The 22,267-nt window shown below is 71.5% G+C and carries 16 protein-coding genes; 5 read left to right on the top strand and 11 right to left on the bottom strand.

The features are described from left to right. Positions 1–143 precede the first annotated feature (143 nt). From D7318_RS33120 to D7318_RS28950, 3 genes are all read left to right on the top strand, one after another. Positions 144–320: a hypothetical protein gene (locus tag D7318_RS33120; protein WP_183091654.1), complete on the top strand. Its 177-nt coding sequence runs from the start codon at positions 144–146 to the stop codon at positions 318–320. Positions 321–373: 53 nt separating this feature from the next. Next, complete coding sequence (istB, locus tag D7318_RS28955) at positions 374–1,144, top strand: IS21-like element helper ATPase IstB (RefSeq protein WP_120700209.1); 771 nt, start codon at positions 374–376, stop codon at positions 1,142–1,144. Between the two features lie 65 nt (positions 1,145–1,209). Then, a complete protein-coding gene (locus tag D7318_RS28950; RefSeq protein WP_120700201.1) occupies positions 1,210–2,313 on the top strand; it encodes a DUF4037 domain-containing protein in 1,104 nt (367 codons plus the stop codon). Positions 2,314–2,861: 548 nt separating this feature from the next. On the opposite strand, the gene D7318_RS33540 is transcribed toward D7318_RS28950, so the two are convergent. The 9 genes from D7318_RS33540 to D7318_RS28900 all read right to left on the bottom strand — a co-directional run bounded on the left by D7318_RS33540 (position 2,862) and on the right by D7318_RS28900 (position 14,213). Continuing rightward, on the bottom strand, positions 2,862–5,120 hold the full coding sequence (locus D7318_RS33540; protein WP_220729867.1) for a peptidylprolyl isomerase: 2,259 nt from the start codon (positions 5,118–5,120) through the stop codon (positions 2,862–2,864). Continuing rightward, entirely contained in the window at positions 5,117–6,190 is a 1,074-nt protein-coding gene (locus D7318_RS28930; RefSeq protein ID WP_147437858.1) for a hypothetical protein, read from the bottom strand. The genes D7318_RS33540 and D7318_RS28930 overlap by 4 nt, the downstream gene beginning before the upstream one ends. Positions 6,191–6,210: 20 nt before the next feature. Next, positions 6,211–8,127: a RiPP maturation radical SAM C-methyltransferase gene (locus D7318_RS28925; protein ID WP_120700197.1), complete on the bottom strand. Its 1,917-nt coding sequence runs from the start codon at positions 8,125–8,127 to the stop codon at positions 6,211–6,213. A gap of 26 nt (positions 8,128–8,153) precedes the next feature. Beyond that, a complete protein-coding gene (locus tag D7318_RS28920; protein ID WP_120700196.1) occupies positions 8,154–8,948 on the bottom strand; it encodes a class I SAM-dependent methyltransferase in 795 nt (264 codons plus the stop codon). Further along, positions 8,939–11,293 (bottom strand): putative PEP-binding protein, encoded by a 2,355-nt coding sequence (locus D7318_RS28915; RefSeq protein ID WP_120700195.1) that lies wholly within the window; start codon positions 11,291–11,293, stop codon positions 8,939–8,941. Before D7318_RS28915 ends, D7318_RS28920 begins: the two co-directional genes overlap by 10 nt. Before the next feature lie 76 nt (positions 11,294–11,369). Further along, complete coding sequence (locus D7318_RS33115) at positions 11,370–11,510, bottom strand: hypothetical protein (protein ID WP_183091653.1); 141 nt, start codon at positions 11,508–11,510, stop codon at positions 11,370–11,372. Positions 11,511–11,691: 181 nt separating this feature from the next. Then, a complete protein-coding gene (locus tag D7318_RS28910) occupies positions 11,692–12,417 on the bottom strand; it encodes an ABC transporter permease (protein ID WP_268987368.1) in 726 nt (241 codons plus the stop codon). Positions 12,418–12,469: 52 nt separating this feature from the next. Next, positions 12,470–13,240 (bottom strand): ABC transporter permease, encoded by a 771-nt coding sequence (locus D7318_RS28905; protein ID WP_268987366.1) that lies wholly within the window; start codon positions 13,238–13,240, stop codon positions 12,470–12,472. A 1-nt stretch (position 13,241) separates the two neighbouring features. Beyond that, complete coding sequence (locus D7318_RS28900; protein ID WP_120700207.1) at positions 13,242–14,213, bottom strand: ABC transporter ATP-binding protein; 972 nt, start codon at positions 14,211–14,213, stop codon at positions 13,242–13,244. A 288-nt stretch (positions 14,214–14,501) separates the two neighbouring features. Between D7318_RS28900 and D7318_RS28895 the strand changes: the two genes are divergently transcribed. Next, positions 14,502–16,184 carry a hypothetical protein gene (locus D7318_RS28895; protein ID WP_120700192.1) on the top strand — a complete coding sequence of 561 codons (1,683 nt, stop codon included), beginning with the start codon at positions 14,502–14,504 and terminating at the stop codon, positions 16,182–16,184. Positions 16,185–16,209: 25 nt separating this feature from the next. Here the strand turns inward: D7318_RS28895 and D7318_RS28890 are convergent, their stop codons facing one another. Then, the gene (locus D7318_RS28890; RefSeq protein ID WP_147437854.1) at positions 16,210–18,393 is read right to left on the bottom strand and encodes a tetratricopeptide repeat protein; all 2,184 of its coding nucleotides are present in this window, start codon (positions 18,391–18,393) and stop codon (positions 16,210–16,212) included. A gap of 458 nt (positions 18,394–18,851) precedes the next feature. Between D7318_RS28890 and D7318_RS28885 the strand changes: the two genes are divergently transcribed. Continuing rightward, positions 18,852–20,546, top strand: a complete 1,695-nt coding sequence (locus D7318_RS28885; RefSeq protein ID WP_120700206.1) for a carbohydrate-binding module family 20 domain-containing protein — start codon at positions 18,852–18,854, stop codon at positions 20,544–20,546. Between the two features lie 205 nt (positions 20,547–20,751). Here D7318_RS28885 and D7318_RS33110 read toward each other — a convergent pair whose 3' ends face one another. After that, positions 20,752–22,260 carry a fused MFS/spermidine synthase gene (locus D7318_RS33110; RefSeq protein ID WP_183091652.1) on the bottom strand — a complete coding sequence of 503 codons (1,509 nt, stop codon included), beginning with the start codon at positions 22,258–22,260 and terminating at the stop codon, positions 20,752–20,754. Between the last annotated feature and the right edge of the window lie 7 nt (positions 22,261–22,267).

Genomic DNA, 22,267 nt, shown 5'->3' with positions numbered 1-22,267 from the left:
CCTGAGAAGTGCTTCTTTCCACGGCACGATCTGGACCCTCGACAAGTCCTATCGTCCCAGGTCAGGAGCACTTCTCGCGTTTTCGATCACCCTTCGGACGGCCCACCCCATGAAAGCCCGAGGCTAGGACGGCTCTGGACACGGTGGATGACGGCGGCAAGGCCGCGAAGACCGAGGGTGCCACGGTGGTCTCTCTGCATACCCGGCGGCTGCCGCCGGATCCGCGTACCGCACTGCCGGACATGACCAAGTACGACCGGCTCCTTGCACCGGTGATCAGCACGTCGAACACGAAGCAGAGGAAAGGCACGACCGCATGACCCCCGCCGAGACCACCGAAGCCATTTCGGCCGAGCAGGTGCCGCCCGCCAGAATGCCGCTGCCCGGCGACCCGGAGGACGCAGCCATCGACGAAGCCTGCCGGGATCTGCGACTACCGGCCTTCCGCGAGCGGTTCGTGGAGCTGGCCGCCGGCGCCCGGCGCGAGCAGTCCACCTACAAGCAGTTCCTCCTCGATCTGCTTCAGGTCGAACGCGCCGACCGGGATGTCCGCCGCCAGCAAAGACTGGTCCGCTCGGCGAAGTTCCCCCGCCCCAAGCGGCTGGAGGACTTCGACTTCGACAAGAATCCCAATGTCTCCACGGAGGTCGTAGCCGACCTCAAGTCCCCCTCCTGGGTGCGCGAGGGCCGCCCGCTGGTCATGATCGGTGACTCTGGAACGGGCAAGTCCCACCTGCTCATCGGGATCGGCACGGCGATCGCCGAGGCCGGACTGACCGTCCGCTACACCACCACCCAGGCCCTGGTGAACGAACTCGCCGAAGCGGAAGCAGCCAAGCGCCTGTCCACGGCGATCGCCCGCTACAGCAAGGTCGACCTGCTGTGTCTGGACGAATTCGGCTACGCGAACCTCGACAAGAAGGGCTCCAAGCTGCTCTTCCAGATCTTCACCGAGCGCGAGGAACGCAAGGCCACCGCCGTCGCAACGAACTCCCCGTTCGCAGAGTGGGACAAGACCTTCGGCGACCGCCGACTCTGCGCGGCCATCGCCGACCGCATCACCTTCCGCTGCACCCTGATCCAGACCGGCACCGAGTCCTACCGGCTCCAGGCCACCCAAGACGAACGCAAGAGCCGGGGATAACCGCGACCTGCCGTGGGGGCAAAAGCCTTCGACCGACCACACGCAGATCCGGCACCCTCCCCGACATGACCATGCCGTCCTTCATCCCCGGACTGGAACTCTCCCGCCACTTCTACCTCGAAGCCGTACGGCCCCTGCTGGAGGAGACTGCCTCCGGGCTTACGCACTCCGCTGCCCGCCTCGGCACCGGCTCGGAAGTCCTCGGATTCGACACCACCCGCTCCGCCGACCATGAGTGGGGACCCCGCCTGCAGATCTTCCTGCACCCGCAGGACGTCACCCGCCACGGCGCAAGCATCACGAAACTGCTCTCCGAACGCCTACCGAAGACCTTCCGCGGCTACCCGACGCACTTCGCCCCCACCGGCGAAGCGGGCATCCGGGTCATGCAGATGACCGACGGACCGGTCCACCACCGGGTCGAAGTCACAGACCCGGGCAGCTGGTTCACCACGCAACTTGGCTTCGACCCGCGCAAGGACGTCACTCTGACGGACTGGCTGGCCACCCCCACCCAGCTCCTCGCCGAGATCACCGCCGGCGCCGTCTTCCACGACGGACTCGGCCAGCTCGCACCAGCACGCGCCAACCTCGACTGGTACCCTCACGGCCTCTGGCTCTACCTACTCGCCTGCCAGTGGCAGCGCATCTCCCAGGAGGAAGCCTTCGTCGGCCGCTGCGGAGAAGTGGGCGACGAACTCGGCTCCGCTATCGTCGCTGCCCGCCTGGTGCGCGATCTGATGCGGCTCTGCCTGCTCATGGACCGCCGCTACCCGCCCTACAGCAAATGGCTCGGCAGCGCCTTCGCCCGCACACCCCAGGCACCCATCCTCAGCCCGATCCTCAACGCAGCCCTCGCCGCCACCGACTGGCACACCCGCGAGCACCACCTCACCCGCGCCTACGAAGCCATCGCGGCCACACACAACCAACTCGGCCTCGCCAACCCTGTCGACCCCGCCACGCGCCTTTACCACAGCCGACCATTCCAGGTCCTGCACGCCGAACGCTTCGCCGCAGCGCTGACCGCCCGCATCACCGACCCAGCCATCAACTCCCTGCCGGCGATCGGCGCCGTCGACCAGTTCATCGACAGCACCGACGTCCTCAGCCACCCCGAACTGACACGGGCCGCCATCCACGCAACGATCTCTGAGCCCGGGCGGTGAACCTCCACTCACCGAGCTGCACAAACGCAATCTCTGGCCCCACTCAGCACTCCTTCCAGCTGAGAACTCCATCTCAAGGAACGAGAAAGAGAACGAAGCCGCCTGACAACCGGGGCATTCGTACACGACTGGGGAGCTGAGACCGCCCCTTGATATCAACGGAGCCGGGCCCTTCCGAACCGCGCCTGTCAGGGACGCGGACCGACAGGGCCCGATGACACAAGCTATCGCCACCCGAACCCTCTTCATCGCGGACACTCACAAGCTCCACAGCCAAGGTCAAGAAGTCACCCGATAGGGGTGGCTCCCATTCTCATTGACGATCACGACCCCGCGTCGGTGTCCATCCCCACCACGGATGGAGCGACGTGGATCCCAAACTCGCCGCCCGCCTGGCTCTCATCAAACCCGCCGAAAACACCGAACACCACGCACGCCCCGCTCGCGCGGCGGGCGAACGCCGCCGGGATCCCGCTCCCCGTCGACCCGTGGGAGGCCGTGCGGGGCGTTGAGCTCGCGGCACCCACGGGGGCGGACGGTTCAGGGGCTCACCAGGTGGTCACCTCGACCCGCCGGAGCTCCACCGCCTCCTCCGCCTCGGCAATGGCACGGACGACGGCCCGCGACTCAGGGGCCAGCACCTCACCGAAGCGGCAGTAGGCGCCGGAGAGGTGCTCGGCCGAGGACAGGGTGATGAAGAACTGTGAACCGGCGCTGTTGGGGCCTGTGTTGGCCATGCCGAGCAGGAACGGCCGGTCGAACGCCATGTCCCGCGCCATCTCATCGGGAATGCGGAAGCCAGGGCCGCCGGTGCCGGTACCGGTGCGGTCACCGCCCTGGATCAGGAATCCGGGAATCCGCCGGTGGAAGACGGTGCCGTCGTAGAACCTCCCGGTCCGGTCGTCGCCGGTGAACGGGTCCTTCCACGGGCGGCTCCCCCGCGCCAGGCGCACGAAGTTGTCCACCGTGTGCGGTGCGGGCTCGGGCCAGAGCTCCGCCCGGATGACGCCGAGCGCCGTGTGGAGCTCCGCGGTCGCGCCGCGAAGCCGCTGCCCGTCCCGCACCGGGACGGTCCTGCGGGGGCCGTGTCCGACGCTGCTCAGCCGGGTGCCCTCCGGTTCCTCGTCGCGCCGACCGGCCGTCTCCCACTCCTCGGAACTGCCGCAGCCAAGAGAGCCCGGCCACGCCTCGCGTACGGTCCACTCGGTCCGTGGCGGTGGCGGCGGCGCGTCGGCGCGCTCGGGCCTGGCACCGGTGGGACGGCCGAGCCACGCCGGGTCATGGCTCAGGAACCGGCGCTCCTCGTGCAGCTGCCACAGGCGCCTCACCTCGGGGGACGCGCGACCGGCGAGGGTCACCAGATCGCCCGCGGCCTGGGCGTCGAGCACCGTCAACAGGCCGTCGGTGGCGAAGTACTTGTCGAACAGCGAGCCGTTGTTGTGCTCCAGGGTGAAACACTGGTCGATGAAGACCGTGTGCGAGAGCTCGTGGTCGACATACCTGCGGAGCATCGCGGCCACCGGCCCCCAGGCATCGCCCCCGTACTCGATGCCGGGGCCGAAGAACGTCTCCGCCGCGAGGTCAAGAGCGCGATTCTGGCCGAGCTCAAGCCGGGTGCGGTACCAGGCCACTCGGCTGTCACCCTCGTTCGTCCTGCGGAGGAAGTCCTTCAGGTGGCCGGCGATCACGCCATCGTCCTGGGCCCGCTCGAAGTGCCCCATCTCCCCGCCGATGATCAGGTCCAGCTGCCGGGCGAAGTAGTCGGCGAGCTGCGGCACCCAGCGGGCGAATCGCTCGCGGGCGGCCGCGTTCCCCTCGGCGGCGAGCCATTCCAGCAGGTAGAAGTCGGCCGCGAGCGACGCCGCGTCGACGTCGTCCACGTACCACCGCGCGCTGTGTCGGCCGATCTCCCGGGTGAGCGCGGCGAGCGCGTCATCGCGCCCGGTGAGGCCCGCCAGATACGGCGTCCAGTACCGCTCGGCCACGCCGAACAGCCGAGGGAAACGCCACGCGGTACCCAGCAGGTCCACGGCTCCTCGGTGGTGCGGACGCACCGTGCGGATCAGGTGGGAGGTGGTCGTCTCCAGCAGGATCTTGGCCAGCACCGCGCGTAGCCGCCGGTCGTGACGGCGGCCGCCGGGCAACCTGGTGGTGAGCTCGGCCATGAGGCTGCCAGGGCCGTGCCGCTGCCGCAGCAGAGCCCAGCCCAGCAGCGCGAGTACGCTCTCCGCCAGCGTGGAGCCGGTGAAACGCCGACAGTCGGCATAGGCGGAGGTGAGCCGGGTGCCGTCGGTCAGGAAGCCGACACCGGGATAGTGCGGGGCCAGCGGAACGAGGTGCAGCGTCAGCGACACCGGCTCGGGGCCCACGCCGAGCGCCGCGCGCAGTGGAGGTCCCAGCTCGTCCAGCGGCAGCAGTCGACGCAGCTCGGCCGTGGCCTCACCGCACCGGGCCGCCAGCCCGTCCAGCACGGGCCGCAGCGTCGGCTCGGCGGCGCGCATGGCGTCGGCGACCAACCGGGTGCCGCCCTCGAACCGCTCGTCTCCGGCCTCGTCGGCGAGCATGCCGGGATGCGGCGCGGTGGCCAGCCAGGAAGGCAGCGACGTGAGGCCCGCGGCCTTCCATTTCCGCACACCGGCGCGAAACCGCGCGATCCGCGGCACGATCGGGCACGGCAGGTGGTTGATCTCCTGTGCGAACCGCCCGGTGAGCTCCCGTTGAAGGGCAAGGAACAGTTCGAGCGTCGGGCTCCGGTCGAAACGGATCTCCAGGTCCGGCGCCCGCAACGCTGTCGCGAGGTCGGTCAACTCCCCACCACCAGTTCCGCTTCCTCCAGCGACGCGATGATGCCCCGGCACCGCTCCTCGGTGCAGCCCGCGTACACCGCGGCCGTCCTGGCCAGCTCCCCGGCCAGGGCCACCACGGCATCGGCGGAGCTGCCGTTGCACAGCGCCCAGACCAGGGCCGCCTCCGGGCTCAGCCGAACCCGGCGGGCCCCGGGGCGGGTGAGCACGACGCCGTCATCGAACGCGCGGGGGTGGAAGCCGGGCGCTCGGGACAACGGCCCGTTCCCGCGGAGCCAGGTCGGCCAGGCCTCGAGCGTGACATGCTGCCAGCCGAGCGTCGACACCGCGGCCAGGCAGGTCTGGGTGAAGTTCCCCAGGTCATCGAGCGACGATCCCGGCGCGCCACCCAGCAGATCGGCCCGAAGGAGATGGGTGAAGACCTGCCGGGGGAACCGGGCCGGGGCGGATCGCTCCAGCTGGTGCCAGGCCCACTTCCGCCCGAGGTAGAGGTCGTCGCCCGCGGCGGCCACCGCCTTGCCCGCGGCGATCAGCGTGCCGCGACCGACCGTCAGAGCCGGGTCCATGGCCCCCTCGAGCACCAGTCCGGTGAAGTCCTCGTGCTGCGCGTGAGCGTCCGTCAGCCAGGCGAAGAGCACCTGGCGACGCAGCCGGGAACGGCCCTCGCGCAGCCGGTGCCGCACCGTGGAGACGGCCTCCTCACCCACCAGCAGTTCGGCCGTGGCGAGCCTGGTGACCAGGACCAGGTCACGTTCGGCGACCGGCGGCACCGAGCCGTCGGAGAGGGGGCGGGTGGAGAGCACCCGCTCCGTGGCCGCGGCCAGCGCGTCGTCGGGCAGCCGGTGGACGTCCACCCTCACGGTGTCCACCGCGAGCTGGCGGCGCTCCGGTGCCCAGCCGGGCCCGGCGAGGTAGACATCCACGTCGCTCGTCGCGTTGCCCAGGCCCTCCACCACGCTGCCGGCCAGGAACGCGACCCGGGCCGCCGCGGTGTCTGCCAGCCGAAGGCCGAGCCGGCGGGCAAGGGCCGACGTGCCCTCGGGGGTCCGCGGCGCGGGGGTGGCCGTCCCCACGCTGCCCTTCCCTTCCGCGGTCACCACCCCGGGTTCTCCGGCAGCGCGAGCGCGAGGTACCTGCCGTCCTCGGAGACCATGACTCCGGCCCGGCAGCACTGTTCGAGGAAGGCGGTGACCTCCGCCAGGGAGGGGTTCTCCCCGCCGCCCGACAGCCGCTCGTGGATCTTCTTGTGAGAACGCGCGGTGTCACCGCACGCCACATAGGCGTCGGCCCGCCACCCCCTCATGACCGCGCGCCGTGGCTGCTCCGTGCGGCGGTCGATGAGGGTGACCCGTCCGGGCAGACGCTGGTAGACCAGGGAAGGCCGCCGACCCGCCGCCCATCCGGCCTGCCACTCCCGCACGGCGGCGCCCAGGGTCAGGAGGGCCTCGTCGGACGCCACCCCGGATGCCCGGTAGTCGAAGAAGTAGGCGATCTTGGAGTGATCGAGCGACTCCGGGTAGATGTACGCGTAGCTGCCGCGCGGCCGGATGTCGCCGATCGGGAACGTGGGGTCGGTGAAGTACGGGCTGAACCGCTCGAGCCAGATGGGGCCCATGCCCTCCGGCGGCTGGAGATGGCTGAGCAGCGGCACGAGCGCGGCCTGTTCGCCGTAGTCCTCGTCGGTCTCCCCGGGGAAGCCGGTGAGGATGTTCCACTGCACCGAGATCCCGTAGTAACGCGCCCATTTCAGCAGCCTGATGTTGATCAGCTTGGTCGCGCCCTTGCGCATCAGGCCCAGGACGTGGCTGCTCAGACTCTCGATGCCCGGCTGGATGCGGTGGATGCCCGCCCGCTGGATGACCGACATCTGCTCCCGGGTGAGGTTCGCCTTGACCTCGAAGAACATGCTCATGTCCCAGCGGCGTTCCGCCAGTTCGGCGCAGACCGTGGTGAGGTACTTCATGTCGAGGATGTTGTCGACCGCCTCCACGTGCACAGCGGGATAGCTGCTCAACAGCTCCTCCAGCTCGTGCAGGGCACGCGACTCGCTCTTGGCGCGGAAGCTCATGCCGAGCGCGTTCAGCCCGCAGAACGTGCAGTGGTGTTTCTCCCCCCACCAACAGCCACGGGAGAACTCCACGGGAAGCTTGACGGCCGCGTCGCCGAGCACCGCGGAGCGGCCGTGCCGCTGGAGGGCGACGAAGTAGTCGGTGTAGTCCGGCACCGGCAACTCGTCGAGGTGCCGCGTCCGCACGGACTCGCCCGTCGCGGCCTGCTCCGCGCCTTGCCGGTGAACCCCGGGGAGCGGATGGCGCGTTCGGTCGGCCACCTGCCGTAGGAGGGCCGGGAGGGCGTTGTCGCCCTCGCCGGTGACCACGTAGTCGAGCCACGGCAGGCGAGCGATGTACTCGGCCCCCATCACGTCGTCGAAGTTGGCGCCGCCGTAGACCAGCACGAGGTCGGGCCAGCGGGCCTTGAGTCCGCGTCCAAGCGCGAGGGACGCGGTGTTCTGGTGGAAGGTGGAGGAGAAGCCGACCACGTCGTAGGAACCCCAGTCCACGCCCGCGAGGCAGTCGTCGAGCCACCGGGGCAGCACGTCACGCCGGAAGCCGGTGAGATCGCCCCGCTCGGCGTCCTTCACATCCGCCCAGAGAGCGACGACTTCGGGGAACTCGGCCAGGTAGTCCGCCTCAGGCCGGATGTCGCCGAACGCGGCGTAGGAGAACAGCCACTCGCCCAGCTGGTGCAGGCGCTCGTCCGGGCGCTCGGCGATTCCGTCGTATGTCCGCTGCCCCAGCGCGGCGGCGAGCTCGACGTTGAGGTAGTGCACATCGCAGTCGTGGCCCGCCCGGCGGACGATGGACTGCAACAGCCCGCACTGGATGGAGGGTGAGTCGACCCGGGCCCATGGCATGTTCACCAGGGCCACCCGCAGGCGCCTCGCGGGCGGGGCGGGCTCCGCCGGGGCTGCGGTGGCCTGGTCGATCAGCAACGGCAACGCCTTGCGCATGTTCGTCCCCTGTCAGCCTTCGGTGGTCACAGCCGGTGCATGACGGCTGCGTAGCTCGCGCCCTTCTGCCGGACGCCGTGGAGTCGCCAGCCGTGCGTCTCGCCCAGCGCGGCAAGCTGGTCCGGCGTGCAGAAGAGGTAGTCGAACCAGGGCGAGGCCATGTCCCGGTGGCGCACGCGGAGCGTGAAGTGCCCCGGCCAGCGCCCCCGCGCCACGTTGGACTCGAAGTACTCCCGCTGGCTCTCCCAGACGGGGGTGGGGTCGGCACCGTCACCGATGAGCAGTGCGCCGGGGGCGGTGATGTCGTACAACGCGGAGAGGACGGCTCCCGCCCGCTCGGGTGAGCCGAGCAGGGCGAGGTTCTGGCCCAGCATGAAGACGGTGTCAAAGCTGCCCTGCTCGAAGAACTCGGCCACCTGCCCCACGGAACCGGCGACCAGCTCGCCCACCCCGCGGCGGCGGGCGACCTCGAGCGCCCCGGGCGAGACGTCGAGACCGGTCACTCGGCAGCCTGCGCGCTGGGCGACCAGCGCATGCTGCCCGGCCCCGATCCCGATGTCCAGCACGCGGCCCCGCGCCTGCGCGACGGCCCAGCGGACCTGGGGTGACCACTCCTCGGGACGGCGGAAGTAACGCACGGCGTCGGCCGCGACGATGAGCCCGTCGTCCCGCTCGACGATCTCGGTCTCCACGCCGGGCTTGACGCCGACGTCCAAGGTGGCCAGCAGCAACTGCCCGAAGGCGTCTCCTTGCCGGGGCGCCGGCGACGGCGTGGCACGCCGCCGCTCCTCGATGTCAGGGGACGGGTCCGTCACGCCCATGGGTTCTCCTCATGGTCCGCCGACTCATGCCCTGTCGGCTCCGTGGTGGTGACCCCGCCGACCGCCAGGCGGGCCGCGGCGAAGCGGGCCAGCGGAACGCTCGGCGGGACGCAGGAGACGTAGTCCACCCCGATGTCGGCGAAGAAACCGATCGCTTCGGGATCGCCCGCATGCTCACCGCAGACGCCGATGGGGATGTCCTCGCGGGTGGTCCGTGCCTCGCGGACCAGTCGGGCCAGCAGTCGGCCCACCCCCTCGCGGTCCAGCCGCTCGAACGGTGAGGCCCGAAGCACTCCCCGATCGAGATAGGCCGGCAGCAGCTCGCTCTCGGCGTCGTCCCGTGACAGGCCCCAGACCAGGGCGGTGAGGTCGTTGGTGCCGAGCGAGAGGAAGTCCGCCCGGGCCCCGAGCTCGCCCGCAAGCAGCGCGGCCCGAGGCGTCTCGATCATCACGCCGACCGGGATCGCGGACCTCTCCCGGGGGCCGAGGAGTTCCTCGCAGACCTCGTGCACCATGCGGCGCGCCGCTCGGACCTCATCCGTGGTGCTGACCATGGGCAGCAGCAGCTCCGCCCGGGGGTCGCCACCCGAGCGACGGAGTACGGCGACCGACTCCACCAGGGCCCGGATCTGCGCCATGGCGAGCTCGGGCATGAGGAGGCTCATACGGATGCCACGCACGCCCAACATGGGATTGGTCTCCCGCAACCGTAAGGCCGGGGCGACGCGCTCGGCGTCCGCCGTGGACCAGGGCGGCGCACCGGCCGCCGCGCGCTCCAGCAGAGCGACGGGATCGGGGAGGAACTCGTGGCGCGGTGGGTCGAGCAGCCGGACCGTGACGGGCAGCCCGTCCATGACGCGCAGCATCGCGGTCAGCTCCGCGCGCAGCACCTGGTGCACCTCGCGGAGGGCCTCGGCGACCGCGGGACCGCGCGAGGTCAGCACGCGCTCCAGAATCCTCTGCCGCTCGCCGAGGAAGATGTGCTCGAGTCGGCACAACCCCACCCCGGTGGCGCCGGACCGGCGTCCTCGGACGGCGTCCTCGGACGTGTCGGCGTTGACCCGCACGCCCATCCGCGGCAGGCCGTCCGCGCCGCCGACCAGCCAGCCGAGGACCTCGGTGACGGCGGTGTCCCGGTCGGTGGGCACCGGCTCCCGCGCCGCCGGCGTGCCGCGGTGGACGACGCCGGCGAAGCCATCCACCGTGATCTGCTGCCCGGCACCGACCCAGTCGCCGGTGGCGAGGTGGATCCGGCGGTTCGGGACGTCCACGGTCGCGTCGGTGAGCGCGGACACGCATGGCCGACCGAGGCTGCGCGAAACCACCGCGGAGTGCGAGGTGCGGCCCCCGCGCGCCGTCACCACGGCGCAGGCCGCCAGCAGCCCCGGCAGGTCCTCGGGCCGGGACTCGGGCAGCACCAGTACCGGGCTGTCTCCGCGCTCCCGGGCCGCGGTGGCCTCCGCCGCGCTGAAGACCGCGGGGCCGCTGGCGATGCCGGGGGAGATGCCGGTGCCATGGGCGAGGCGGGGGAGGTTGACCTGTTCCGCCGATGCGACGAGCGCGGCACGGACATCCTCGGGACGGACCGTGGCCAGGGCCTGTCGTGCGGTGAGGTCCCCGTGGTCGCCGAGCGCCCGTACGGCGCGCATGCGGGCGGTGCCGGAGAAACCGGTGGTGGTGAGCGCCAGCACCCAGAGCCTGCCGCGCTCCACGACGAACTCGGCCCGCACGGGCTGCCCGGCCCGCGCCTGAGCCGCGGAGAGCAGAACGGTGAGCCGACGGGCCCACGACTCGGTGGCGGCGGTCCCGGCGAGGTCGGTGCCGCCGAGGGCGAGCAGGTCGGCGCCCACGGAGTCGGCCCGGAAGGAGCCGTGGAGCCCTGGCTCCCCGGTCCTGGGGTCGCAGGAGAAGCCGATGCCGCTGCCACTTTCGGGGCCGAGGCCCAGCGGCATGACCGTGAGCTTCACGACTCCGTCCGGCGTCGCGTGCCGGAAGGCGTTGATCAGGGCGACCACCTGATCGACGGGGTCGTCGGGGAGTTCTTCCACCCCCGCCCGGCGGGCGGCGGCGGCCAAGCCGTCACGGCAGCTCCTGGCGAACCGGGGATCGGCCACCCGGGACAGCCACCGCTCGCTCTCCCGGGTCAGCCCCAGATAGCGGAGGTCGAGCCGCGGACGATCCACCGGGCGGAGGGAGAGGAACAGCGGATCGTGCCCGTTCCCCAGCCGCCCTGACGGATCGAGGGAGGAGACCGCGGCGCGCACCGCGGCCTCCTCGCGATCAAGGGCCAGCTCCACGCCTCGCGGGGCAGGAATCTCCAGGGACGCGACGGGCTCGACTGACATGCTCGTCACTCGCGATCCCTGCCGCTCGGCGCCGGTGCCACACCTCGCACGACGTTCGGCACCGGTGGAGCCCGCTCTAGAGAACGCGGTGGCGGTCGGCGTGTACGCCGACCAGATAGATCCGGTCCTCGAGCGCGACGGCCTCGTCGGGGGTCAGCGGTGAGAATTCCAGCTCGGTGAGGTCATCCGCGGCAGGCTCCACGGGCTGCTTGTCCACGTCCACTCGTGACTCCTAGATGAGTTCGATGAGGCACTGCATTTGCGTCGATCGGGTAGAGACTCGTCGAAGCATGAGCGCACGCCTGTCTCGTTGAGAGCGTAAGAGACCACAAGCGGCCACACAATATGCCCACCTGGATGCAATCTGCCGTTCCATCAAAGCTTCACATGCGGAATGATCACATCAGCTCCAGGGTGCCGGTGCGCCTGGCCCGGATTTCCGCACGTCGCAGAGCCACGACGGCCACAAGACCGAAGAATGCCCCCACGGCGAGTTCCTGGCCGAGCAGGGGCAGCACGCCCGCGGAATCGCCATCGAGCGCACGCCGCACCGCTTCGAGCCCGTGGGTCATCGGTGTGATCTCACCGAGCATGGCGAGCGGCGCGGGCAGATCGGAGAGTGGGAAATTGGCCCCTGTGATCACCATGAGGGAATAGAAAACGATGTTGAGAACGAGATTCGGATCGGTGCCGAGCAGGCTGATATTCGCCAGTAGCAGCCCAAGACCGGACAGGGAAACAGCGGTGACAATCATCGCGAGAAGCGCCCATCCCCAGGCGTCATAAGACAGGTCGAGATCGAATACCACCACGCCGAGACCAAGGGTGAATACGCCGGTGAGTATGCCACTGACCCCTTGGAGCAGGGCACGTCCGTAAAACGTCTCGGCCGCCGGCGTCGGGGTCGCGAGCAGCGCGGTCAACGTTCCCTGAGATCGTTCCGCGACAATGACCGACGCGGTTCCGAAGAGCGCGCTGGTAGCCATGAGGCGAACCGCGTTCCCGACCACGTAGAACTCGGTGTCATAGGGCCCGAACGTGCCCAGGAGGCCGAAGAAGAGAAGCTGCACGCCGGGCTCGACGAACATGATGATCGCGTAGTCCTGGGGGCGCAGCCAGCCCAGGAGACCGCGATAGGAATAGTTGAGCTGTCGCAGTGCCCTGGCAGCGAACAGTTCAGATCACCTCCAGGCCGGCCGTGGTCCGCACGCGACGCTCGATGGCATGCGAGAGTGCGACGGCGGCGGCGAAATAGATCGCGGCGATTCCGACGGCGGCGCCGAGCAGCGGCCACGGGATGACGCCCTCGGAGAACGACCGCTCCGCCGCCTCCGTCCCCCAGCGCATGGGAAGCACCGCGGAGAACCACCGGACCCCGGTGGGCAGGGCCGTGAGGGGCACGATCACCCCGGAGACGATGATCAGCGGCCACTCCAGGAAGTTCTGCAACACGACCGTGCGCCGGGACAGCAGGAAGAGATGACCCAGCACCAGCCCGAAGGAGTGGCACCCGATGCCGAACGCGGCGACGCCCAACAGCATGCCCACCACGGACAGTTCATCGGGCACCGGGGTCCGGAAGACGAAGACGGAGGCCAGCGTCGATGTCACCACGGGGACCACGGAGAGCGCCAAGGCGCCACACGCCCGCCCGGCGGAGACGACCCACAGCGGCACCCCGGACGCGAGCACCGGCTGGATGGTGCCGTAGCCGCGCTCCCTGCCGAGATCGCCGGCCGAGGAGAAGGCGGTGGCGACCCACATGCCGGACATGCCACTGCCGAACATGACGTAGAACGAGGCGCCGCTCCCCGCGTGACCGTAGACGTAGTGCGTCAGCAGCACCATGGTGAAGGGCTGCACGAACAGCATGATCTGGAACAGGGGACGAGCAAGGGTGTTGCGCAGATGAACACGGAAAGCGGCGGCAGCGGGACGGAGGTACACGCTACGCGCCCTCCACCATGAGAACGTACGCGTCCTCCAACTGCGAATCGCGCGTGGCGAAGTGGGCGATCCCGGAAAGCTTCCGGGTGGCCAGATCGGCGTTCAGCTCGTCCGGTCGTGAGGTGTGCACCTGGAGCAGCCGACGGCCCGAGGCCGTGGCGGACACCACCTGTCCGAAGCGCCCGGCCCACGCGCGCAGCGTCTCCTCCCGGGCGTCGTCCCCGAGGACGAGCTCCACGACGTGACTCCCGACCGCGGCCAGGCGCAGTCCCTGCGGGGAGTCCAGGTGGCGGATCGACCCGTCGATCAGGACCGCTATGCGGTCGGAGAGCGTCTCCATCTCCCACATGTAGTGCGAGGTCAGCAGGATCGTGGTGCCGCTCTCGCTGCGAACGCGTTCCACGAGCACCCGCAACTGACGGGCGGCCACGGGGTCGAGCCCGATGCTCGGCTCGTCGAGGAAGAGAACGCGAGGTCGGTTGATGAGCGACTTCGCCAGATGAAGCCGCTGCTTCATGCCTTTCGAGAAGCCCTCGACCCGTTCCTGCCTGCGGTCGTCGAGCCCGACCAGTTCGAGCAATTCCCGTACCCGCCCGTTGGCTTCCCGTAGCGGCACCTGGTAGAGATCGGCGAAGTACCGCAGGTTGTCCTCCGCGGACAACCGCCAGTAGAGCCCGCGTTCTCCCCCGTAGACGAAGTTGATCGAGCGACGGATCCGGCGGTGGCCCGAGACCACGTCGTACCCCAACACCCTGGCCTGCCCGGACGTCGGCAGCAGCAGCGTGGTGAGGATCTTGATGAGGGTGGTCTTACCCGCGCCGTTCGGTCCCACGAGGCCGAAGATCTCGCCGGGCTCGACGGTGAGCGTGATCCCCCGGAGCGCGGGTATGACACGGGCAGTACGCCGTAGCAGGCCCGTGGAAGTCCGGTACTCCCGAGTGAGCCCCTGCACCTCGATCGCGGGCGTCCCCACCGACACCTCCGTCCCCCGGCCGGCTGCTCGATCTTCAGCACCTTCACAGACAACCGACGCGGGCCGCAAGGCCCCCGGCAGGATGTGCGGATATGAGTACGCTGACAAACGCGGCGGTGGTCGGCGCCAAGGGCGCACTACGGTGTAACGGGGGCGACCGCGGCGTTCGCCCGCGTCCGACGGAGGGCGACCGAGACGGATGAGCAGAGAGGTGCCTGGGGGTGAGGTCCATGGCGGGAGCCGGGAGCCCGGAGCGAACGGGCTTATCGACCGCTTCTGCGGGGTCGCGTGAACGGTAGCGGCCCTCCGGCGGACATCACCGCGGCGCGCTGGAAGACCTTCGCCACCGAGCGCGCCGTCCTGGCAGTGGCGAGGACGGTGACATCGACCGCGCGCCTCCTCGAGGTCCTCCCCGGCGTCTTCGGCGGGGACCCGCGCGTCGAGGTGACCTTCGGCGAGGACCGGTCCTCGGCGTTCCACGCGGGGGTCACCGACCTCCTGCGGGCGAGCGGGGTGCGCGTCATCCCCTGGGAGAACGCCACGAGCCAGCCGTCCGACCTCGTCATCACCGCGAGCGAGAACGCCCGCTTCGACCATGTCGAGGCCCCCGTCCTCATCCTTCCGCACGGCATCGGGTTCCAGAAGCTCGTCCCCGACGCCCGAGGCCCCGAGCGGCGGCTCTCCGGCGTCGTGCCGCCCTCGCTGCTGGCCCCCCTGCGCTCCTGGTACGCCGTGTCCCACCCCACCCAGACCGAACAACTCGCCACCGTCCGACCGGACTTGGCCGACCGGACCCTGGTGGTCGGCGATCCGTGCCACGACCGGCTGCTGGCCAGCCTGCCGCTGCGTGACCGTTACCGGCGCGCCCTGGGGCTCCCCGAGGGGCCCGTGCCCCGGCTGGTCCTGCTGGCGTCGACGTGGGGCGGGGAGTCGTTGATCGGGAGCGCCCCCGAGCTGCCCCGGCGCCTGCTGGCCGAGCTGCCGCTCGACGAGTACCGGGTGGCCGCGACGCTGCACCCGAACGTGTGGTTCGGCCACAGCCCCTGGCAGCTGCGCACGATCCAGCGGGACGCCCTGGACGCGGGGCTCATCCTCATCCCGCCGTTCGCCGGGTGGCAGGCCGCGCTCGCGGCGGCCGATGTGGTCGTGGGCGACCACGGCTCGCTGTCGCTCTACGCGGCGGCGGCCGAGAAGCCGCTGCTGCTGGCCGCGTTCGGCGAGGAGTCGGTGCCGGGGACGGCGATGGCCGCGCTCGGCAGGGCCGCGCCGCCGCTCGACCCTGGCAAGGGGCTGCGCGAGCAGATCGAGGAGGCGATCGAGCGGCATCGGCTCCTGCGGTACCGCGACATCGTGCGGCGGGCGTTCCACGAGCCGGGCCGGGCGCTGCCGCGCCTGCGCTCGGCGGTCTACGACCTGCTCGGTCTTGCCGAGCCGCCGCTGCCGGTCGCGGCCGCGCGGCCCTACCCCGCTCCCGCTCCCGAGAGCACGGAGAGCACCGCGGAGGTGGTCGTCACCCGCCTGGCGAGGGAGGAGGGCGTCTGGGCCGTCGACGTGCGCCGCCATCCGGCGGCCTCCCGGCCCGAACGGCCCGAGTCCGCGCGGTGCTTCAGCCACCTGGCGAGCGAGGTGACGGGGCCCGGGCGGTCCTGGGCGGAGAGCGCCTCCGTGCTCACCGTCGACGCGGCGCACGCCTCACCCGACGAGGCCGCGCGGCGGATCGACGACGTGCTGCGGCGCCACCCGTTCTGCCGGATCGCGGCCGTGGCGCTCGCGTCCGACGGCGTCCTGCTCGGTCGGCCCGACGGCCGGAGGATCCGGGCGGAAGTCGCGGGCGCCCTCGCGCAGCCGCGGCTGGTCGCGGCGATCGGATACGCGTGCCTGCGCGCGGGCATCCCGGCGGAGGGCGTCTTCCTGCTGCGGGTCGGGGAACGTTCGGCCGAGGTGCGCCTGCGCCCCTGGCCCGCACCCTGAAGGGGGCGGGGCGGGGGGCGGGCGTTCAGTCCCCTTCGTCCAGGGCGTCGAGCCGCGTCCGCACGGCCGCCGCCTCGGGGCCGCCCCCGGCCTCCAGGATCTCCAGCGCGCGGCCCAGGTGCGCGCGGAGCGCGGCGGTGTCGCCCTCGGCCTCGGCGATCTCGGCGAGGACCTTGCGCGCGGGCAGCTCGTAGTGCGTCGCCTCCGCGTTCCTGAGGTGGTCGGCGCCTCGGGCGAGCGCGGCCCTGGCCTCCGCCGTCCGCCCCAGGGCGCGGTGGGCCATGCCCATGGCCACCCGCACCCGCCCGCCCATCCGCCGGTCGCCTTCGCCGGTCTCCTCGTCGACGAGCAGGCGCAACGCCGAGGCCAGGGTGGCCAGCGCGCGCTCGGGGTGGCCCCCGGCGGTCTCGGCGCAGCCGGTGAAGAAGTGGGCGATCGCCACGCCGCGCGGCGAACCCGCCCGCTCGCTCAGCTCCGCGCACTGCCGGAAGAGCGCGATGGCCCGCGCCGGGTCGTCGGCCTCCCACAGCCGCCCCTGGAACTCCCGCGCCGACGCCCGCAGCAGCAGGTTGTCCGTGGTGTCGGCCTCGGCGACGGCGGTCTCGAGCTCGTCCCGCGCCCGGTCCACCTCGCCGAGGTCGAGCAGGGGCCGCGACAGCAGGCACCGCAGCCGGGCCCTGGCCGCCGCGTTGCCCCCTTCCCCGTCGCGCGACGCGGCGACGATCCCCAGCTCGGCCGACTCGATCCAGTCGCGGACATGACGGTGGTGCAGATAGAGGGCGCTGAGGGCCTCGGCCATCGGCCATGCCTCGGCGAAGAAACCCCGCGCCACCGCGTCGCGCAGCACCGCGAGCGCGTTGGCGCGCTCCGCGCTCAGCCACGCCAGGGCCTCCCGCTTGCCGTTCGCGCCGTCGAACGGGTCGTCGGCGCCGGTCGGCAGGTCGTCGTGCGGGAAGATCCGCAGCCTGCCCCCCATCAGCGCCCGGTCCGCGCACGCGGTCCACCGCACATGACGCCGCGTCACGCGCAGCGCGAGGGCCGCCTGCTCGGGCTCAGGATCCCGGGCCGCGAGGCGCGCGGCGTGCAGCCGCACCAACGCGTGGAAGCGATAACGGCCGGGGGCGTCATCGGCGGCCAGCAGGCTGCTGTCGTGGAGCCCGCGCAGCAGCTTCCGCGCGGTGCCCCTGGGCACCTCGGCGACGACGGCCGCGAGATCGGCGTCGAAGACGTCGCCGGGGAACAGCGCGAGCCGCCGGTAGAGCACCTGGCCCTCCGGAGGTAATGCCTGGTAAGCGAGCGTCAGAGCGGCGGCCACGCTCCGAGTCTGCCCGGCGAAGAAGCCGTCAAGCCGGGCGCGTTCGTCCTCGAGGTCGCTCACCAGGTCCGAGAGCGACTGATCGGCGTGCAGCGCCAGCTGACCGGCGACGACCCCGAGCGCCAGGGGCAGCCCGCCGCACCAGGAGATCAGCAGCTCGGCGGCCTCGCGCTCCGCGGCGATGGCCTCATCGCCGCAGCGGGCGGTCAGCAGGCCGAGGGCGTCGGGCGCGTCAAGCGGATCCACCGGAAGGGAGTGGGCGCCGTCGTTGACGACGAGCTCGGCGAGCCTGCCGTCGCTCACGGCGACGACCACGCTGCCGTCGGCCTTGGGGATGAACGGCCTGACCTCGGCGGGCTCCATGGCCTCCTCCACGATGACCAGGACGCTCTCCCCTTCGGTGTGGGTGCGGAAGGCGTTGGCCAGGTCCGCCAGCTCGGTGGGCAGGAAGCCGTCGTCGACCCCGAGGGAGCGCAGGCACCCGCGCAGGGCGCCCGAGACGTCCACGCGCCCCGCCGTGTCCCGCCAGCGGCTCAGGTCCACATACAGCTGTCCCCCGGCGAACCGGCCCTCGGCCTCCTCCGCCATGCGGCGCGCGAGCTCGCTCTTGCCGACCCCGTGCATCCCGCTGAGCACCGCGACGGAGGGGGCCCGCCGCCCCGCCTCGTCGAGCCACCGCCGCCACTCGGCCAACGCCCCCGACCTGTTCCACCACCACCGGGTGCTCGGCGGCACCTGCGCGGGCCGCCTGAGCGGCGCTCGGGTCACCGTGGTGACGACATCCCCGTGCACGACACCCACCTGGGTCAACGCCCCCGTGTGGATGCCCGACGCGTCGTTACGGACGACCCGCCCTCGCGGATCCTCGGCACCGCCCCCGGACTCGCCGCCCATCGCCACCCCTGTCACCCTCGACCGGCGCACCGCCGCTCTCACTTCAGGACGTCCCTCAGGTTATGCCCCCTCACCCGGCTCATGGACAGGGGCATTCGGGGTGGACCCGCTCGGACGTGGCCGCCGGGGGGAGCCATGGGGCGGCAAGACCTTGCAGGAATCCTTTCGGGCTCTCGACCACGGGAACTCCGGCTTCTGCGCGAAGGGTTGACCGACCCGTCGGCCGGTTCTACGGTCCCCCATGCAATCACTTGCTGCAAGAACCGCCGCGGTTCTGCGGCACCACAGGCACGGCGCGTTGCCCTGGTACCGGTGTGACACCCCCCTCTCCCATGGAGGCGTACGTGCGTAGCAGTCCCCGTAGACGATCACAGGCAGGAAGACCATCACACACAGGTAGACCATCACACGCAGGAAGAACGACGAGCGCGGGCCGCCGGGGCAAGGGCCTGCGCAGGATCGGTCACGCGCTCCTCGCGGGCCTGGTGGCCGTCACCGGATCCGTCGTCGCCCTGACCACGGCCCCTCCCGCCCAGGCCGCGCCGCCCGGCGGCAAGGACGTCACCGCCGTCCTGTTCAACTGGTCGTTCGACTCGATCGCCCGCGAGTGCACCCAGCGCCTCGGCCCCGCGGGATACGGCCATGTGCAGGTCTCGCCGCCGCAGGAGCAGATCCAGGGCGGCCAGTGGTGGACGGCGTACCAGCCGGTCAGCTACCAGATCAACAGCCGTCTCGGCGACCGCGCCCAGTTCCGGAACATGGTCGACACCTGCCGGGACGCGGGCGTCGGCGTCATCGTGGACGCGGTCATCAATCACATGTCCGCGGGCTCGGGCACCGGCACGGGCGGCTCCTCCTACACCAAGTACGACTACCCGGCCGCGTCCTACGGCGACGGGGACTTCAACAGCTGCCGCCGCGACATCGGGAACAACTACGGCGACCGGTACAACGTCCAGAACTGCGAGCTGGTGGGCCTCGCGGACCTCAACACCGGCAAGGACCACGTCCGCCAGCGCATCGCCGACTATCTCGACGACCTGCTGTCGCTGGGCGTGGCGGGCTTCCGCGTCGACGCGGTCAAGCACATCCCGGCCGCCGACCTCGCCAACATCCGCTCGCGGCTGTCCGACCCCGGCGTCTACTGGAAGCAGGAGGCGATCCACGGCGCGGGCGAGGCGGTCATGCCCGACGAGTACCGGGGCACGGGCGACGTGCAGGAGTTCCGCTACGGCCGCGACCTCAAGCGCGTCTTCGAGAACGAGAACCTCGCCTATCTCCGCAACTTCGGCGAGGGCTGGGGCCACATGCCGAGCGACGGCACGGCCGTCTTCGTCGACAACCACGACACCGAGCGCAACGGCTCCACCCTGAGCTACAGGAGCGGCGCCGACTACACCCTGGCCAATGTCTTCATGCTGGCCTGGCCCTATGGCTCCCCCGACGTCCACTCGGGCTACGAGTTCACCGACCATGACGCGGGCCCGCCCGACAACGGCCGGGTGAGCGCCTGTTGGCAGGACGGCTGGACGTGCCAGCACGCCTGGCCCGAGATCGAGTCCATGGTCGGCTTCCGCAACGCCACCGGCGGCCAGTCCGTCACCGACTGGTGGGACAACGGCGGCGACGCCATCGCCTTCGGCCGCGGCGGCCAGGGCTTTGTCACCATCAACCACGAGAGCGCCTCGCTGACCCGGACCTTCCAGACCTCGCTCGCCCCCGGCACCTACTGCGACGTGCAGAGCGACAGGGCGGTCACGGTCGACGGCTCCGGGCGGTTCACGGCCACCCTCGGCACCGACACCGCGCTCGCCCTGCACACCGGCGCCCGCGACTGCGGCGGCGGCAACCCCGTTCCGCAGACCGGCGCGGCGTTCCATGTCAACGCCACCACCCAGCTCGGCGAGCACATCTACGCCGTCGGCGACCTGCCACAGCTCGGCGACTGGAACCCCGAGCGGGCGATCCGCCTCGACGCCGCCACCTACCCGGTGTGGCGCTCGACCGTCTCCCTGCCGGCCGGGGCCACCTTCCAGTACAAGTACATCCGCAGAGCGGACGGCGCCACCGGCGTCACCTGGGAGAGCGGCGGAAACCGGACCGCCACCGTGCCACAGAGCGGCGTCGTCACCCTGAACGACACCTGGCGCTGAGGCCCCGGGCCCCTGGGGCGTCGGCCCGGATGGCGCCTCAGGGGAACGGGTGCGGATGGGGGTTGATCTCGGCCTCGCTCAGCGGGCGGTCCCGCAGGCCGAGCAGCGCCTCGATGACGTTGTCCCGTAGGTCGTCGGCGGCGAAGCCGCCCCTTTCCCGGCGGCCGACGTGGGCGACCCGGCGGCTCGCCGCGGCCCGCCGGGGTCAGCCGCGGCGCGGGTAGGGCGTGAGGAGCTGGTCGACCGGGGCGAAGTCGTCGGTCAGGACGCGCGCGTCACCGATCCACGCGTCGAGCGCGGCGCCGTCGACGACCCGCCAGTCGCCGCCGCGCTCGGCGACGCGCCCGCTCCACGCCGCCGTGTCGAACGCGGTGTCGGAGGCCGCCGCCACGAAGTTGCCGCCCCCTGTGCCGTCGAACGCGCCCGGCTCCGCCGCGACCGCGACATGCGCGAACTTCGCGAGCAGCGTGGCGACCGCGGCGCGGGCGAACGCGGCCTCACCGTGGTCGATCACGTTGACGGCGTAGACGCCGCCGGGGCGCAGGACGCGCCGGATGTCGGCGGCGGCCTCCCGGGTGGTGAGGTGCCAGGGCACGCTGACGCCGCCGAACGCGTCGCCGACGACCAGGTCGCGGGACCCTGTGGCGATCCTGCGCAGGCCGATCCTGCCGTCCTCCACCCGCACCTCGAGGTGCTCGCCCGTCGCCACGCCGAGCAGCTCCCGGTCGACGTCGATCACGCCGGGGTCGATCTCGGAGACCACGCCGGTGGAGCCGGGGCGCACGGCCTCCAGGTAGGTCGGCAGGGAGAGCCCACCGGCGCCCAGGTGGTAGGCGTCGAGGGCCTCGCCCTCGGGGTAGGCGGTGTCGACGAGGGAGGCGATCGCCCGGACATAGGGGTACTCCAGGTGTTCGGGGTCGTCGAGGTCGACATAGGAGTGCCGCAGCCCGTCGAGGACGAGGGTCCTGCCGCTCTCCCGGTCCGGGTCGTCGACCACGCTCGCGCAGTGGTAACGCGTCTCGGCGTCGCAGCCGCTGGGCACCGCCGCGCTCCCCGTGACGCCGCCGCCGACGAGCACGGCCGCCACGAGCGCCTGTCGGCCGCGGCGCCGGTCCCGCAGCGAGGCGTCGACGAGCACGCCGGTCACCAGCAGGAGCGCGCCGAGGGCGAGCAGGATGACGCTGACGGGGACGACCGAGATCAGCACGAACCCGGTCAGCACGGTCCCGACGATGCCGCCCGCCGTGCCGATGCCCGAGAGCCGCCCCACCACCGTGCCGGTGGCATCGAGGTCGACGAGCAGCAGCTTGGTGACCATGGGCGTCACCGCCGTGAGCAGCGCGGCGGGCGCGAACAGGCAGCTGCCGCCGACGAAGAGGGCCAGCTCGCCGTCGGCCGCGCCGACGAGGCGCACCAGGGTCGGCGTCGCCGCCACGACCACCCCCGACAGCACGAGCAGCGGGCCGAGCGCGCGCCGGGGCGCCATGACATCGGCGGCCAGCCCGCCCGCCCATGACCCGGTGGCGATCGCGGACAGGGCGATGCCGATCACCATGGTGTTCATCTCCATGGTGAGCCCGACGTAGGGCGCCATCAGCCGCAGCGCGACCAGCTCGACGACGAGGACCGCCGCCGAGGAGCCGAAGACGAGGGCGGCGCCGGTGCGCGGGCCGATCCCCGTCGCGCGCGCCGTTCCCGTGGCAAGACCGTGCATGGTGCTC

Source organism: Streptomyces radicis (genome assembly GCF_003626575.1).
GTDB lineage: Bacteria > Actinomycetota > Actinomycetes > Streptomycetales > Streptomycetaceae > Streptomyces > Streptomyces radicis.
This window is presented reverse-complemented; position numbering and strand designations above follow the sequence as displayed.